Here is a 15,884-nt window from a genome sequence, read left to right on the forward strand (position 1 = left end):
GCGCTCACTCGTCCTCGATTGAGCCGAACAGCGCGTCCGCGATATCCTCGACGGGCTTGACGCCGACGAGAGTCTGCTTGCCTGCGAAGGTGAAACGCGGCGGGTGCAGCACCCCGGCGGCGCGGACGTCGGCAAGCTCCTGCTTGAGGGCTGCGACGCCGTCGTCTCCTTTCAGGAATGACGCGGCGAGAACCGCATCGACGCCCGACTGCTCCGCCAGCGCGGCGAGGACCTCTTGATCGCCAATGTCCAGGCCTTTGAGGAAAAACGCCTGGAACAAACTCTCGGCCATCTCGATCTCGCGCCCGAACGGAGACGCAAATCGAATCAGCCGATGCGCCGCGAACGTATTAGGCTGGCGCTTGATGTTATCGAAAGTGAGTTCAATCCCAAATTGGCGCTTGATCTCGGCCAGACCCGCAAGCGTCGCGGCGATCTCCTCTGAGCCATGCGCAGCCTCCACATAGGCGGCGCGGTCCTGTCCTTCCGGCGGCATGTCGGGGTCGATCTGGAAGGGGCGCCAGCGAATGTCGACGGCAAGTCCCGGTACTGTGGCGACGACGGCCTTGACCCGCCGCAACATCATAAAGCAGTCGAGGCAGACGACGTCGCCGGCAAAATCGACGGGGATCGGCAGAGGGGCGCCTTCAGTCATGCGAGGCTCTTTCCGCGTTGGCGGGCCATTGAAGGATGATTCCTCCAATGGCGAAAAAGAGCCGTCAGGTTGAGACGTCAGCTTTAGAAAGGTCAATTGAGACGCGACGACGCATGGTCTTTGCAGCTCGCATGACCGGCTGTTCTCTTTCAGCGAGGAGCCTAGCGCGATGGCTTCGCTGCTTGCATAGTCTGCTACGCGCCCTCCTTTTTCCCTTGCGAAAACGTCCGCGCCATTTCGACGAATTCGCTTGGCATCATGATGATCGTCATGGTGTTTTGCTCGGCGCCGACCTCTGTGATCATCTGCATCCGGCGCAGCTCCAGACCAGCGGGGCTATGCATGATGATCTGCGCCGCTTGCTGGAGCAGGGCGGCTGCTTCGACTTCGGCTTCCGCCTTGATTTTCCGGGCGCGTTTTTCGCGCAGGGCCTCGGCTTCCTGCGCCATCGCGCGCTGCATCGATTCGGGAATCTCCACATTCCTCATCTGCACCCGCTCGACCTTGACGCCCCAGGGTTCGGTGACCTGATCGATCGAGGCCTGCAGCGCCGCGGACAGCGTTTCCTGCTCTTTCAAAACATCATCGAGCGTGTGCTGGCCGATGACATTGCGCAAAGCCGTCACGGCGACCTGGACGACCGAATCGCCGACATTCACGACCTCGATGACGGCTCGGCCGGGATCGAAGATGCGGCGCCAGATCACGGCGTTGATCTTGACCGGCACGTTATCCTTGGTGATCGCCTCCTGCTGCGCGACCTCTGTCGTCATCGTGCGCATGTCGATGGTCGATCGCCATTCGATGAACGGGATCAGATAATAAAGCCCCGGCCCCGCGGTGCGGACATATTTGCCGAGCTGGAAAACCACCGCGCGCTGATATTGATTGGCGATCCGAAATCCCGAAAGCAGAATCAGGCCGAGGAATCCCAAAACGCCAATGAATGTATCGCTCATGCTCGTTCTCGGCCTTTTTGGAGCAAGCGCGTCACGGGCTGTCGCGCCACCACGTATCCAGCGTCGAGCTGCCGATTGGAGAGCCGTAATGGGGCAAATCCTTCGGCCTCGCCAACGGCGCCGCCGCCGCGATCCATTGATCTGATGCGTGGAAGAGCGGCACGATATAGAAGCCAGAGAGCAACACGCGGTCATAGGCGCGGACGGCCGTGACGAACTCTTCGCGCGTTTTGGCGGCGAGAAGCGCGTCGATGAGAGCGTCGACCGCAGGCGATTTGACGCCCGCAAGATTGAACGAGGCTTCCTGATCGGCGCTCTTTGAGCCCCATCGCGAGCGCTGCTCATTGCCCGGCGATGCCGAGGAGACCCAGGTTCCGATCATCATGTCGAAATCGAATTTCTGCCGCCGCCGCTGATATTGCACCTCATCGACGAGCCTGACTTTCGCGCCGACGCCAATGCGGGCGAGCGAATCGGAGTAATTGAGGGCGAGGCGCTCCTGGTTGCGATCCTTCACCATGATCTCGAAGGATAAAGCCTCGCCATCTTTGGTCAGGCGACCATCCTGCAATGCATATCCGGCCTCGCGCAGCAGTTCGAGGGCGCGCTTTGGCGCCGTCCTGTCGTGACCGGAGCCATCGGTTGTCGCCGGCTGCCAGCGCCCTTCGAGAATGTCTTCGCGAACGGCCCCCGGAAACGGCTCGAGCAAAACGCGCTCGGCGGAGCTAGCGGGGCGTCCCGTCGAAGCCAGTTCCGATTCGTCGAAAAAACTCTTCGTTCGCTTATAAAGGCCATCATAGAGATTGGCGTTGATCCATTCGAAATCGAACATCAGTCCTAGCGCTTCGCGCACCCTTCTGTCGTCGAACAGCGGCCGGCGCATATTGAAGACGAAGCCTTCCATGCCTTTGGGGCCGCCGATTGGAAGCGCCTCCCGAACGTCGCGATGATCTCGCATGGCGGAGAAATCATAGCCGCTTGTCCAGCGCACCGGGCTCGTCTCTTCGCGAAAGTCGAGGAGGCCCGCGGCGAAGGCCTCGAACAAGCTGTTGGAGTCGCGAAAATACTCGATGTCGATTTCGTTGAAATTATAGAGGCCGCGGCGGACCGGCAAATCCTTGCCCCAATAATTGGGATCACGCGTCAAAATCAGACGCTGGCCCGGTTTGACCTCGGTGATCTTATAGGGTCCAGAGCCAGTCGGGATTTCAAGGGTGGCGTCGTCGAATTTGGCTATGTCGATCTTGTGTCGCGACAGCACCGGCATCAGCGCCAAGGTGAGGGGCATTTCCCGATCGACGCCGCTCCCGAGTTCATAGCGGACCGTCAACGGGTCCGGCGTCTCGATGGATTTGACGAGGGAATAGGCCGCGCGGTGCTGTGGCCGCCCTCTTGTCCTCAGCAGATCGAAGGTGAAGCGGACGTCATCCGAGGTGATCGGCGCGCCATCGGCAAAATGCGCCCGCGGATCAAGCCTAAAAACCACATAAGTGCGGGCGGCATCCGTCTCGATCGACTGCGCGATTAGGCCGTAAAGCGTGAAAGGCTCGTCAAGCGAGCGCGTCATCAGCGTTTCGAAAACATTGCCGTTGAGACCCTGCGCCGTCGAACCGGCCTTCAGGTTGAATGGGTTGAGGCTGTCGAACGCTCCCAAAAATCCGATGGCGATGCGGCCGCCTTTGGCGGCTTTAGGGTTGGCGTAGGGCAGGTGGTCGAAGGCATCCGGCAGGGCCGGGTCGCCATGCATGGCGATGGCGGCCTTTGGCGGGGCCTCCGCCCTGGCGCCGGACGAGCTTCCGCCAAGCGCGCCAAGCGCGCCAACCACGCAAAGCGCGAGAGAGAAAGCGCGGGCGGCGGCGATGATCCGGGTCAACTGCTGCGTCATTGCCATCATTTTAGAGCATTTTTGCATTTACTGCAGTTCCGGCGTCAAGGCATGCGCTCGCGCGCTTGCTGGCGCTGAGGCGGCGAACGAAGGGTGATTCAGGCGCCTAAATGCGATTTCCAGATTAAACTTGCCTGCGAATCTGGAGCCGAGGTTCGAACTGGGCTTGCAAGCCGGCCTCATAATGCGTAACCGAAGCGGCAAAGTCGATTGGGCTCCGATCCTTGACGGCGTCCCCCAATGTCGGCTTTGTCTGCCGCTGGTTAATTTTTTGGTCTGTCGTCCGTCTCCAAAGACCGATCATTTGAAAGGAAATCTAATGCCGTTCTCGTTGAGACGCTTCGGCGCGGCCGGGTTGGCTGGCTTTTTTCTATTTGCCGGGGCTGATGCTTTTGCGCAGTCGAAGAAGCCCGCAGCTCCCGCGACTCGCGCCCAACCGGCGCCTGCGCAGGACGCGCCGGCCCAGCAACCTGCTCCTGGATCGCCGGCTCCGCAGCAGCCGCAGCAGCCGCAGGGCCCGGTCAGAGTCGACCTTTTGCCGACCCAAAACGACTGGACCAAGGTCTGCGGCAAGGATCAGGCCGCCGGCAAGGAAATTTGTTATACGACCCGCGATTTCAGCGCCCAAAAGGACCAGCCCCCCGTTTTGGCGGTGGCCGTTTATGACGTCAAAGGCGAAGACGTCCGCATTGTCCGCCTGCTGATGCCCGTTGGCCTGATGCTGCGGCCAGGCTTCCGCTTTGCTGTGGATAAAGGCGCAACGACGGACGGCACTTTCGAGATCTGCTTCCCGAACGGCTGTTTCGCTGAAGCCAGGGTCAAAGGCTCGTCGGTCGACGAGCTGAAAAAAGGCACGTTGATGCTGGTCGACGTCAAGAATCAGGTCAACAATCTCGTTACGTTCGGGGTCCCGCTAGCTGGATTCGGCAAAGCCTTTGACGGGCCTGCGGTGGATCCGAAGGTTCTCGAGGAACAGCAGAAGAAATTGCAGGAAGAACTGCAAAAACGCGCTGATGACGAGCGCAAGCGCCTTGAGGCCGCCAAGCCCGACGCGACAGGCGGCGCGGCGATGGCCCCCGCTGCGGCCGCCCCCGCTCCGGCGGCGCCAGCGGCCCCGGCCAAGTAATAAAGGCCGAGTCACAAACGAAAATTCTTCCGGCGAGCGATTACAAACGCCTCGCCGGAGGCGATCAACGAGCGGCGAGAAAATTACATGAGCATGACGGCTTCAATTAAAGCCGCCATGCTTTTTGTTTTTGAATTCTGGCGCTGATTGTTCTTTAGACCTTGGCCCTTAATTCCACCGCGAATTTGATCAGGGCCGGACTGGTCGATATGCGTAGCTTCTGCTTAACGGCCGACACGACATTGGCCGCCGTTTTGTAACCTATGTCCAGGCTTGCAGAAATTTCAGAAAGGCTTTTGCCCTCGCCAAGCAAAGTGACGACTTGCCGCTCGCGATCGGTCAGAGCGCGCAGAGGCTTCTCTGCGGGCTCAAAATTAGCCAAAGCAAGATTCTGCGCGACGGATTGGCCAAGGTAGACGGAGCCCGACAAAACCTTGTCGATTGCGTGGAGAATGGCGTTCGGATCGTCGTTCTTGGTCACATAACCGCGCGCGCCTTCATCGAGCGCGCGAGATACGAATGTCGCCGCTTCATACATGCTGAAGATGACGATGCGCGCGGCGGCGTTATCGCGCATGAGCTCCGGGATGATGTCGAGACCGCCCATATCGGGCAATTCCACATCCAGGATGATGACAGCGGGCAAGAAACTCCGGTTCGCGGCGAGGCCGCCCTGCGCCGAGCTTGCCTCCATCGGCTCGAAATCAGGCCGCCGCGCGAGAATCCGCAGGCATCCGTCGCGAACGATCGGATGATCCTCGATCAGCAATATTTTGACGCGCTCGCTCATGCCTTGCGTATCCCTTCGACCTTGTCCGCCGGGTCAAACAACTTTGACTCGGAGCATGCCGCTTCGCCGATAGGAATCAATGCCTCGATCAAGGTTCCGGTCGCCGCCCTGCCGATATTGAGATGTCCGCCGAGTTTACGCACTCTTTCGCTCATGCCCAGAAATCCAAATCCATATCTGAAATCATCCGGCAGACCGACGCCGTCGTCCTCGATCGCCAGACGAATAGCGCGTCCCTCCGGTGAGGCGGAGGGACAGATATCCATGGTAATGCGGACGCTTCTTGCTTTCGAGTGACGAGCCGCATTGGTGAGGCATTCCTGGACGACGCGATAGCTGGTCAGGCTGATCTCTTCGCTGAAAGCGGGAGTTTTGGCGGGAATTTTAATCGCGCAAACGAAATCGCGATGCTGGGCGCACCAGGCGTCGACAAGAGTTTTGAGCGCGTCGGGCAGGCCCATCTGATGCAGAATAACCGGCCGGATCCGGTCCAGAATGCGGTAGTTCTGCTTCTGGATCGCATCGGCAAGCGCTGAAGCATTTTCCGCGCGGTCCACGATCTCGCGTCTTAGTTCGGCATCCGGCAAGTTCGTCGCCGCCGCCTCGATGATGCAGGAGGCCGCGGCCCTGATGCCGAACAGGGAGGCTCCGAATTCATCATGCAGCTCGCGCGCGAGTTCTTTTCGTTCGGCATCCTGAACTGATAGCAGGCGGTCGATCAGCAGATGATTATTCGCCTCGGAGCGCGCGAGAGTCAGCGCAAGCTTGTTGAAATGCTCGCCAACGCGGCGCAATTCCGCGATGCGGATCTCGCCGACAGCCTCGAACTGGCCGCGTCCAAGCCGATCGAGCCCCTCGACCAATTGATGGATCGGCGCGAGCGTATGGCGAGCGGTGACAAGAATGAGCGTGACGATGGCTGCCGAAATCACGCCAAGAAGCGCAGTCAGGAAAACCAGACCGGCCCAGATTTCCGCGATCTCGTCGGAGGCCTCGCTGGTCATGATGATTTTGCCCCGCTGGGCGCCGCCGATCACAACGGGGTAACTCTTTTCGATTTTCGGCGGCTTGAGCAAATTGAGAAACCACCCTGGTGCCGCGCCTCGGGCTTTGTGCGAGGCATCCCTCTTTGAAGGATCGGGGCTTTCGGGCGCGGCGTCTGGCAGATAGGATACCTTGATGTGGCGGACATGTTTGAGGCTTTGGCGCAGGCGCTGCAAGGCCGCGCTCTGGGCCGAGGCGTCCTGATCGGGCCGGGAGGCGAGGTCGTCGAGCGCGTAGCCGATCAGATGGTCGCCGAGAGTGAGGCCCGAGTCGATTTCGGAGACGATTCGGCTTTTCGCGCCATAAAGCGTCACCCCGATTGCTGCGATGATCCCCAAAGCGAGAATGATCGACGGAATGAGGACCAGCCGCATCCGCATCGAGTTCTTTGCAGTCTGGTGCGACATCAAGGCGCTTTCTGACGCGAGATCCAAGCGAATAGGCTTCGTCCCGCTCTATTCTCCCTGCCCGTACCCGCTTCATGCTCTCGTCGCAATAAGGCGCGCAGGACTTGACGGCTCAAACTGGCATGGCCCATGTAGCGGGCGAGATGGTGCCGCCGCTTTTGCATTCTGGCGCGGCGTCGCCCGTCGTTTCAGCGGACCATTTCATTTCATAGGACAAGGACTGCAGGGCGCCAATGACCGAACTCGGCCAAACCAAGCCTTCGCCATGGCGGCGCATCGTCGTCAAACTCTCCGGCGAGGCGCTAATGGGCCAGCAAAGCCACGGCCTTGACATGCCGACCTTAACGCGGATCGCCGCCGATCTCACCGGCGCCGCCGCGCTCGGAGTTGAGGTGGCCGTTGTCGTCGGCGGCGGCAATTTCTTTCGCGGCATCGCTGGCGCCGACAAGGGCATCGAACGGGCGCGCGCGGATTCGATCGGGATGCTCGCCACGGTCATGAATGCGCTTGCCCTCGAATATGCCATTGAAAAACAAGGCAAGAGCGCGCGCGCGCTCTCCGCCGTGCCGATGCCTTCTCTGTGCGAGCCGTTCTCGCGCCAGGCGGCCCTGCATCATCTCGGCAAAGGCCGCGTCGTGGTTCTCGCCGGCGGCACGGGCAACCCGTTTTTCACTACCGACACCGGGGCGGCGCTGCGCGGGGCGGAGCTGTCTTGCGATCTCATCATGAAGGCGACGCAGGTCGATGGCGTCTATTCCGCCGACCCCAAGCGCGATCGAACGGCGACGCGCTATGAGCGGCTGACGCATGACGAAGCCATTGCGAAAAATCTCGCCGTGATGGATACCGCTGCGTTCGCGCTTGCGCTTGAGAATCGCATTCCAATAATCGTCTTTTCGATCCGCGAAGAGGGCGCGATTTGCAGCGCGCTCCGGGGCGAAGGCAAATACACTTTTGTTTCGCCCTGAGGAGAGTTTAGGCGATATTCTAAGGTAGGGGCATGATGATGGCCGTCGCTGGGAGTGCGGCGGTTCGCTAGGGCCATCATTTAGGGCCACGACATCAGGGTTGTGTAATGAGCGCAGAATTCGACATTTCGGACCTCAAGCGGCGCATGCAAGCGACGATCGCGACGATGAAGCACGAGTTGGGGGGCCTGCGGACTGGACGCGCCTCCTCGAGCCTTATCGAACCTGTTCAGGTTGAGGCTTATGGGCAGTCGATGCCGCTCAACCAAGTCGCGACGATCAGCGTGCCCGAGCCGCGCATGATATCGGTTCAGGTTTGGGACAAAGGCATGGTCGGCGCGGTGGACAAAGCGATCCGCAGCTCCAATCTCGGCCTCTCGCCGACGGTCGAAGGCCAGGTTTTACGGATCCGCATCCCGGAGCTGAACGAGCAGCGGCGCAGGGAAATGGTGAAAGTGGCGCATAAATATGCCGAGGATGCGCGAGTATCCGTCAGGCATGTGCGTCGCGACGGGCTGGATACATTAAAAAAACTGCTGAAAGACAAGGTCATCAGCGAGGACGACGAGAAAAGACACGAGAGCGAAGTGCAAAAACTCACTGATCAATTCGTCGGCGAGGTCGATCTTGCGCTTGCGACGAAAGAAAAAGAGATCATGCAGGTTTGAGCGGGCGGATTGTGGCGGGTCGATTAATTTTTTCGGACGGGCAGGCTAGGTCGCAACGCCAGGCCGGCGAGCCGGCGATCGTCCGGGAAGGTCGGGCTCTGCGATTGACTGTCATCGCCGCATACGTTTCGCTTTATCCGGCCAGACGCCATCGGGGTTGGAACTTTCCCTGAAATCCTGCTTAAAGAGATGGGGGCGCCGAAAAGGATGCCGTATGCGGTTGGCGACCAGGATACCATAATGCCGAGCGTGATCGCGGAGAAGGCCGCGCTCGTGGCGCGCGAGCGCCCGTACGGCGTACCGGCGCATGTCGGCGTCATCATGGATGGCAATGGCCGCTGGGCCGCCAGCCGCGGTCTGCCGCGGATCGAAGGGCACAGGCGGGGATTGGAAGCTTTGCGCGGTGCGGTTCGCGCGGCGATCGACTTTCGTCTCGACTATCTGACCGTCTACAGCTTTTCGATGGAGAACTGGAGCCGCCCGGTCGAGGAGGTCAGGGACCTCATGGGGCTGCTCAAGCGCTTTGTCCGAACCGATCTCGCCGATTTGCACGAAGCTGGCGTCAAGGTCAAAGTGATCGGGCGGCGCGACAATCTGAAATCCGATATTCGCGACCTGCTTAGCGAGGCCGAAAAGCTGACGGAGCGCAATACCGGGCTCACTTTGGTGGTGGCCTTCAACTATGGCGCGCGCCAGGAGATCGCCGCGGCGGCGCGAGCGCTGGCGGAAGAGGTGGCCGCCGGGCGCCTCAAGCCCTCCGAGATCGACGATGCCTTATTCGCCCGCCATCTCGACACCGCGGGGATACCCGATCCCGATCTCATCATCCGCACCTCCGGCGAAAAGCGCCTGTCCAATTTCCTCATGTGGCAGGCGGCTTATTCCGAATTTGTATTCTTGCCGCAGCATTGGCCTGACTTCGACCGGCAGGCCTTCGCAGCCGCTTTGGCCGAATTCGGCGCGCGGGAGCGGCGCTTTGGCGGCGTGACCGCGCAGGTAGAGACTGGTAAAGCGAGGAAATGAATCGTTTTCTTGATGCGCCGGTCCTGGTTCCTATGCCCAATGAAAGCGCCGACAAAGCGCCGGATGACGCCATGCCGCCCCCGGCTGCGCGAGAAAGACGCCGCTTGCGTGAGAAGCGGTTAACTGATCTCGCTCCGCGCGTCGTTTCTAGCTTCATCTTGGCGGCGGCGGCGCTCATCGCCGTCTGGCGAGGCGGAACCGTTTTCTCCGTGATCTGGTTCATCGGCGCCTTGCCGGTGGGGTTGGAATGGCAAAATCTGATCGGGGCCCGACGCCTTCGCGCGCGCTTCGCGATCGTCGCGCTGGCCTTGGCGCTGGCTACGTTTTTCCTGCACATCAGTCAGTTCGGCTTGGCCTGCGCCGTCTTGGCCGCCGCCGGAGCCGCGCTAGCGTGGGCTGCCGGTCCGGCGCGGCGAATCTGGGCCGCCGCCGGGATCATCTATGCGGGCAGCCTCATCGTTTCAGTCAGCGCGTTATATGCCTCCCCGACATACGGCCAGAGAGCGATTTTCTGGCTCTTCGCAACGGTTTGGGGCACTGACGTTTTCGCCTATTTCGGGGGGCGCCTCCTTGGCGGGCCAAAGCTCTGGCCAAAAATTTCTCCCTCGAAAACCTGGTCCGGCGCGTTCTGCGGCATATGCGCGGGAGCGCTGATTGGGGTGGCGATCGGCAGTTTTGGGCTCGGCGAGGCAAGGCTTGGCTTGCCGATTTTTGCCCTTGGCCTCGTCACCGCGCTGGTCTCCCAGGCCGGCGATATTTTTGAATCGATCGTCAAGCGGCGCTTCGGCGTTAAGGATTCAAGCGAATTGATTCCGGGTCACGGCGGGTTCATGGATCGAATGGATGGCTTTATTGCAGCCGCCGCCTTCGCCGCTTTGGTGGGCGCGGGCCACGGTCTTTCATCGCTGGCCGCCGGTCTATTCGATTGGCTTTAGACGTTCCATGAAATGATGGGCGGCTTCAGGGCGTCGGTTCAACCGCTGTCTCAGCAAGAAGGGAAGCGCCTTCCTAAATTGGGAGTCTCCATTTGCTTCGACGCGAGACTTCTTCTTAACGAATTTGCATTTTGATCCTATTCCAGCACAAAGGCGAATGAGGCGGCATGGAGAAAGTCATTCAATTGCGGCCAGCGCCGGCGTCTGAACGCCAACCCCGCAGCGTTGTGATTCTGGGCGCAACCGGCTCGATCGGCAAATCGACGGCGGACATCATCGCCGGGTCCGATGGGGCTTTCACAGTTGAGGCCGTCGCCGGCGGCCGCGATCCTCAGGCGCTAGCTCGCGTTGCGCGCGAACTCGGCGCGAAATTCGCCGCGCTCGCCGATCCGGATGGTTACGCGGCGCTGAAAGAAGCCCTGGCCGGAACCTCAATCAAGGCGGCGGCGGGCGCTGAAGCCGTTATCGAGGCGGCTTTGCGTCCGGCGGATATCGTCATGGGAGCGATCGCCGGAACGGCCGGCGTTGCGCCCACCTTCGCCGCGCTTTCGGCCGGCCGGATCGTGGCGCTCGCCAACAAGGAATGTCTCGTCTGCGCCGGCGCCGCCTTTATGCGGCAGGCCGCGGCTTCGGGAACTCGCTTGCTGCCCGTCGACAGCGAGCACAATGCTATTTTTCAGGCGATGGGCGAGGCCGAAGCCGAAACCATCGAGATGATCACCTTGACCGCTTCGGGCGGCCCGTTCCGGACCTGGAGCGCGGAGGCGATCGCCGACGCCACGCCGGAACAAGCGTTGAATCATCCAAATTGGTCGATGGGACCCAAAATCACGGTGGACTCCGCCGGCCTCATGAACAAAGGCCTCGAAGTCATTGAAGCGCATTATTTATTCGGCATCGAAGCCGCGCGGCTCGATGTTGTCGTCCACGCCCAATCGGTGGTGCATGGCCTCGTCGCCTTCACCGATGGCTCCGTGACGGCGGGCCTCGCCGCGCCGGACATGAGGGTGCCGATCGCCCATTGCCTGTCTTATCCGAACCGGATCGCCACCAAGGCTCGCCGCCTGAATCTAGCTGCGGTTGGCCAACTGACTTTCGAGCGGCCGGATTTTAACAGATTCCCCGCTCTGCGGGTCGCCTTGGACGCCTTGCGAACCGGCTGCGGCCTTCCCACTGTCTTGAATGCGGCGAATGAAATCGCCGTCCAGGCATTTTTGGCGAGGCGCGTTTCGTTTCACGAGATCGCCAAGCTGGTTGAAGAGGCTTGCAATTCGGCGTTGGCCGACGGCGTCGCGCGTGAGCCTTTGTCCGTCGCGGACGCACTCGCCATAGATCAGAACGTGCGCGAAAAAGCCCGGTTCGCCCTGCGGCGGCAAAGCGCTGCGGGGGCGTCAGCGCATTGACTTGAGCTGTGGCGTTGCAAGTCCGCCCGACGCGCCTTGAAACGAACAGAAAGGAGCGTGATTGCTATTGCTGAAGCGATCATGCTCTGATGCATCTGCCGCGGCGAACCGGATTGGTTTGCTTGGGATATGCGCCAGGAGCGGCCCCGGCCGCAGGAGTTGCAATGACGATCTTCACGCATGTCTGGTCCGCGGTCGCTTACATCGCGCCTTTCGTTTTTGTGCTGAGCCTCGTGGTTTTCTTCCATGAGCTGGGGCATTTTCTTGTCGGACGCTGGTGCGGCGTCAGGGTCGATGTTTTTTCGCTCGGCTTTGGTCCCGAGATTTTCGGTTTCGTCGATCGTCATGGCACGCGGTGGCGCCTCGCGGCCTTGCCGCTTGGCGGCTATGTCAAATTCCACGGCGACGCCAACGGCGCCTCGATGACCGATGAAAATGCTTCGGCTGTGATGTCGCCGGAGGAGCGATCAGTCACTTTCTTCGGTCAGAACGTCGGGAAACGCGCCGCAATCGTCGCCGCGGGGCCGATCGCCAATTTCATTCTGGCGATCGTCATTTTTACAGGCATTTTTTTTGTCAACGGGCGCGGAATTCTTCTGCCGCTGGTGGACAATGTGACGGCTGGAAGCGCTGCGGAGGCCGCCGGTTTTCAGCCGGGCGACCTGATCCTCTCCATCGACAACAAGAAAATCGACAGTTTCGAAGACATGCAGCGCGTGGTGCAGACCGCCGGCGACACGGCCTTGACTTTCGACGTCGATCGCCAGGGCCAGACGGTCGAACTCGTCGCGACGCCGCGCCGGCGCGATGTCGTAACTCCGTTTGGAACCACCCGCGTCGGCGTCCTTGGCGTTGAGACGCATGGCAAGCCGGAGAATTTTCATATCCAGCATTACGGCCTTATCGAATCGGTTGGGCGGGCGACCTCCGAAACTTGGTTCATTGTCGCGCGAACCGGCTCTTACCTCGGCGGATTAGTGATGGGGAGAGAATCGACAGATCAGCTCTCCGGACCGATTCGCATCGCCGAGGTTTCAGGCGAGATGGCCAAAATCGGCTTTGCGGCTCTCCTCAATCTCGTCGCGGTCTTGTCGATTTCGGTCGGTCTTCTCAATCTTTTGCCGATACCGCTCCTCGATGGCGGACATCTTTTTTATTATGCGGTGGAGGCGGCGCGGGGCAGGGCCATGAACGAAAAACTGCAGCAATTCGGCTTTAAGATCGGTCTGACTTTGGTCGCGAGTTTGATGATTTTTGCGACATATAACGACATTATCCGCCTGACGCGGCAATTGATGCATTGGGGATAAAGAGAACTGCGTTACCTCGGCGCAAAACTGTTAACTTTGATGCTTTACATTCTACTCACCGCCAAGCGTGTCTTGATCGCCACGCTGGATTCAAAACACTGCATTTGGGTAAAACTTGATTTGCAGGGCTGACCAAACCCTGTAGAAGCAGAGCTGAGGGTATGCGAGCGTTGGGCTTGCGCGCCATAAAGCCAGTTCAATCAATTCTCTGGCGTCCGGACAAGCGGCCGGCGGCAAGTACGTGGAGACCGGTCTTACATGCTGTTCATGCGTCGTCATCTGAACCGGTTCGCAGTAACGATCCTGGCTCTTGCGTGGCTTGTTGGCGCTGTCTCGGGAGCGTCCGCGGCGGGCGTCTCGGTCGAAGGCAACAAGCGGGTCGATACCGAGACCATTCAAGGCTATTTCAGCGGCCCCGATCAGGAGGCGGTCAACAAAGGGGTGAAAGACCTTTACGCGACGGGATTGTTCTCCAACGTCAGCGTGAGTCGCGAAGGCGGTCGCGTCGTCATCAAGGTGACCGAAAACAACCTCATCAATCGCGTCGCTTTTGAAGGCAATTCCAAGGTCAAGACGGAAGTTCTGACGACGGAGATTCAGTCGAAGTCGCGCGGTCCCTTTAGTCAGGCTACGGTTGATGCGGACATCGAGCGGATCAAGGACGCCTACCGTCGCTCTGGCCGCGCTGCGGCCAAGGTCACGGCCCGCACCGTCGACCTACCCAATGGCAAAGTCGACGTCATCTTTACGGTCGACGAAGGCGATAAGACCGGCATCAAAACCATCAATTTCGTAGGCAATCTGGTTTTCTCATCGGGCAAGCTGCGCGATCTCATGCAAACGACGGAAATGAATTTTCTGTCGTTCTTCAAAACTTCCGACGTCTATGATCCAGATAAGATCGCATCCGATCTCGAGTTGATTCGCCGCTTCTATCTGAAAAATGGTTATGCCGATTTCCGCGTTACCGGCTCGGATGCGCAGTATAGCCCCGAGCAGGGCGGCTATATCATCACCATCACGGTGGAAGAGGGCGTCCAATACACAGTGGCGGCGGTTGACGTCGAATCGCACTTGCCGACGCTCGACGCAGCCTCGCTGCGCTCGTTTGTGCGTCTCTCCGCCGGGGAAATCTATGACGGCGATTTGGTTCAGAAGACCACGGACGCTTTGACCAAGGAAATCGCAAAGCAGGGTTACGCCTTCTCGCAGGTGCGTCCCCGCGGCGATCGCGATCCCGTCAGCCGCACCGTCACCATCGTTTTCGTCATCGACGAAGGTCCGCGCGCTTATGTTGAACGCATCGTCATTCGCGGCAACACCAGGACGCGCGACTACGTGATTCGGCGCGAATTCGAACTCGGGGAAGGCGACGCCTACAATAAGGCTCTCGTCGATCGGGCCGAGCGGCGCCTCAACAATCTTGGCTATTTCAAGAAGGTGAAAATCACCAACGAGCAGGGGTCCGCTCCCGATCGCGTGATCATAAATGTCGAAGTCGAGGATCAGCCGACCGGCTCGCTGTCGTTGTCTGGCGGTTATTCGACCTCGGCGGGTTTTATCGCCGAAGTAGCCGTCACCGAGACAAACTTCATGGGTCGCGGTCAGTATGTGCGGCTCTCGGTGTCCGAAGGCCAATACTCACGCGGAGTCGAGTTCAACTTCACCGAACCTTATTTTCTGGGTAACCGCTTGGCGGCGGGCTTCGATCTGTACGCCAAGCAGTCCAGCGTGAACCAGTTCTCATTTTACAATAGCTTCGTCACCGGCGGCACGTTGCGTCTCGGCCTGCCCGTAACGGAACAGATTACGTTCTCGCCGCGCTATTCGATCTACAATACGTATCTGTCGATCCCGAACAACTCGACCTTTCCGTATAATGACTGTAACAACCCGATCAACGGCATCACGCCAGGACCTGCGAGTTTCACTACTCCAAACTTCTTCTTTAACTGTCTAACCAATGGCGAGGCCTCCTTGGCGCTGAAAGAAGCGCAGGGCAATACGCTGACCTCCGAGATCGGCTATACGCTGTCGTATAATTCGATCGACAACAACAAGAACCCGACCAGCGGTTTCTTGGGAGAGCTGCGTCAGGACATCGCTGGTTTGGGTGGCGAGAAGTTCATACGCACGACAGCCGATTTGCGCTTCTACCATGAAATCTATGACCAAATCGTCGGCGTCATACACCTTCAGGGCGGCGAGATCTTCGGCTACGGCGGAAATCAGCTTCGCATCGTCGACAACTTCAACTTGGGGCCGAGCTTGGTTCGCGGATTTGCTCCTAGCGGCATCGGGCCTCGTGACGTGTCCGATACGCAGATTTCTCAGGGCAACCCGCTTGGTGGAACCACTTATTTCGGCGCCAGCGTCGAAACGCAGTTCCCCATCTGGGGCTTGCCGAGGGATCTTGGCCTGAAGGGAGCGCTGTTCGCGGATGCCGGCACTTTGTTCGGTTACACCGGCAAGACGAACTTCAGTCCGAATGGGCAGTGCACTCCTACCTTGCAACCGCCGTTGTTTACTCAGGGTAATTGCATCGCATTGGGCGGCGACTCGACGCAGATCCGCTCTTCAGTCGGCGTCTCGCTCATTTGGACGTCGCCGCTCGGACCGATCCGCTTCGACTTTGCCAAGGCCGTCACAAAGAACGAATTCGATCAGACCCAGTTCTTCCGCTTCTCGGGCGGCACTACTTTCTGATCGGC

At 59.7% G+C, this 15,884-nt stretch carries 13 protein-coding genes; 8 read left to right on the forward strand and 5 right to left on the reverse strand.

All coding sequences use genetic code 11. The features are described 5' to 3' along the window. Window positions 1-4: 4 nt before the first annotated feature. The 3 genes from WDN46_13320 to WDN46_13330 form a co-directional block, all read right to left on the reverse strand. Window positions 5-655: a DsbA family oxidoreductase gene (locus WDN46_13320; GenBank protein ID MEJ0094374.1), complete on the reverse strand. Its 651-nt coding sequence runs from the start codon at window positions 653-655 to the stop codon at window positions 5-7. A 194-nt stretch (window positions 656-849) separates the two neighbouring features. Continuing rightward, the gene (locus WDN46_13325) at window positions 850-1,614 is read right to left on the reverse strand and encodes an SPFH domain-containing protein (GenBank protein ID MEJ0094375.1); all 765 of its coding nucleotides are present in this window, start codon (window positions 1,612-1,614) and stop codon (window positions 850-852) included. Between the two features lie 31 nt (window positions 1,615-1,645). Next, on the reverse strand, window positions 1,646-3,499 hold the full coding sequence (locus WDN46_13330; GenBank protein ID MEJ0094376.1) for an extracellular solute-binding protein: 1,854 nt from the start codon (window positions 3,497-3,499) through the stop codon (window positions 1,646-1,648). 319 nt (window positions 3,500-3,818) lie between these two features. Between WDN46_13330 and WDN46_13335 the strand changes: the two genes are divergently transcribed. Next, a complete protein-coding gene (locus tag WDN46_13335; protein MEJ0094377.1) occupies window positions 3,819-4,625 on the forward strand; it encodes an invasion associated locus B family protein in 807 nt (268 codons plus the stop codon). 154 nt (window positions 4,626-4,779) lie between these two features. Here the strand turns inward: WDN46_13335 and WDN46_13340 are convergent, their stop codons facing one another. Further along, a complete protein-coding gene (locus WDN46_13340) occupies window positions 4,780-5,415 on the reverse strand; it encodes a response regulator transcription factor (protein MEJ0094378.1) in 636 nt (211 codons plus the stop codon). After that, window positions 5,412-6,866: an ATP-binding protein gene (locus tag WDN46_13345; GenBank protein ID MEJ0094379.1), complete on the reverse strand. Its 1,455-nt coding sequence runs from the start codon at window positions 6,864-6,866 to the stop codon at window positions 5,412-5,414. Before WDN46_13345 ends, WDN46_13340 begins: the two co-directional genes overlap by 4 nt. A gap of 233 nt (window positions 6,867-7,099) precedes the next feature. On the opposite strand from WDN46_13345, the gene pyrH reads away from it, so the two are divergent. The 7 genes from pyrH to bamA all read left to right on the forward strand — a co-directional run bounded on the left by pyrH (window position 7,100) and on the right by bamA (window position 15,879). After that, complete coding sequence (pyrH, locus tag WDN46_13350; protein MEJ0094380.1) at window positions 7,100-7,834, forward strand: UMP kinase; 735 nt, start codon at window positions 7,100-7,102, stop codon at window positions 7,832-7,834. 107 nt (window positions 7,835-7,941) lie between these two features. After that, entirely contained in the window at window positions 7,942-8,502 is a 561-nt protein-coding gene (gene frr, locus WDN46_13355; GenBank protein MEJ0094381.1) for a ribosome recycling factor, read from the forward strand. A gap of 240 nt (window positions 8,503-8,742) precedes the next feature. Next, window positions 8,743-9,525 carry an isoprenyl transferase gene (locus WDN46_13360; protein MEJ0094382.1) on the forward strand — a complete coding sequence of 261 codons (783 nt, stop codon included), beginning with the start codon at window positions 8,743-8,745 and terminating at the stop codon, window positions 9,523-9,525. Beyond that, a complete protein-coding gene (locus WDN46_13365) occupies window positions 9,522-10,460 on the forward strand; it encodes a phosphatidate cytidylyltransferase (protein ID MEJ0094383.1) in 939 nt (312 codons plus the stop codon). Before WDN46_13360 ends, WDN46_13365 begins: the two co-directional genes overlap by 4 nt. A 167-nt stretch (window positions 10,461-10,627) precedes the next feature. Further along, window positions 10,628-11,863 (forward strand): 1-deoxy-D-xylulose-5-phosphate reductoisomerase, encoded by a 1,236-nt coding sequence (gene dxr / locus WDN46_13370; GenBank protein MEJ0094384.1) that lies wholly within the window; start codon window positions 10,628-10,630, stop codon window positions 11,861-11,863. Between the two features lie 164 nt (window positions 11,864-12,027). Beyond that, the gene (gene rseP / locus WDN46_13375; GenBank protein MEJ0094385.1) at window positions 12,028-13,173 is read left to right on the forward strand and encodes an RIP metalloprotease RseP; all 1,146 of its coding nucleotides are present in this window, start codon (window positions 12,028-12,030) and stop codon (window positions 13,171-13,173) included. A gap of 258 nt (window positions 13,174-13,431) precedes the next feature. After that, window positions 13,432-15,879, forward strand: a complete 2,448-nt coding sequence (gene bamA, locus WDN46_13380) for an outer membrane protein assembly factor BamA (GenBank protein ID MEJ0094386.1) — start codon at window positions 13,432-13,434, stop codon at window positions 15,877-15,879. Window positions 15,880-15,884: the final 5 nt, after the last annotated feature.

It is taken from the genome of Methylocella sp. (genome assembly GCA_037200525.1).
Classification (GTDB): Bacteria; Pseudomonadota; Alphaproteobacteria; order Rhizobiales; family Beijerinckiaceae; genus Methylocapsa.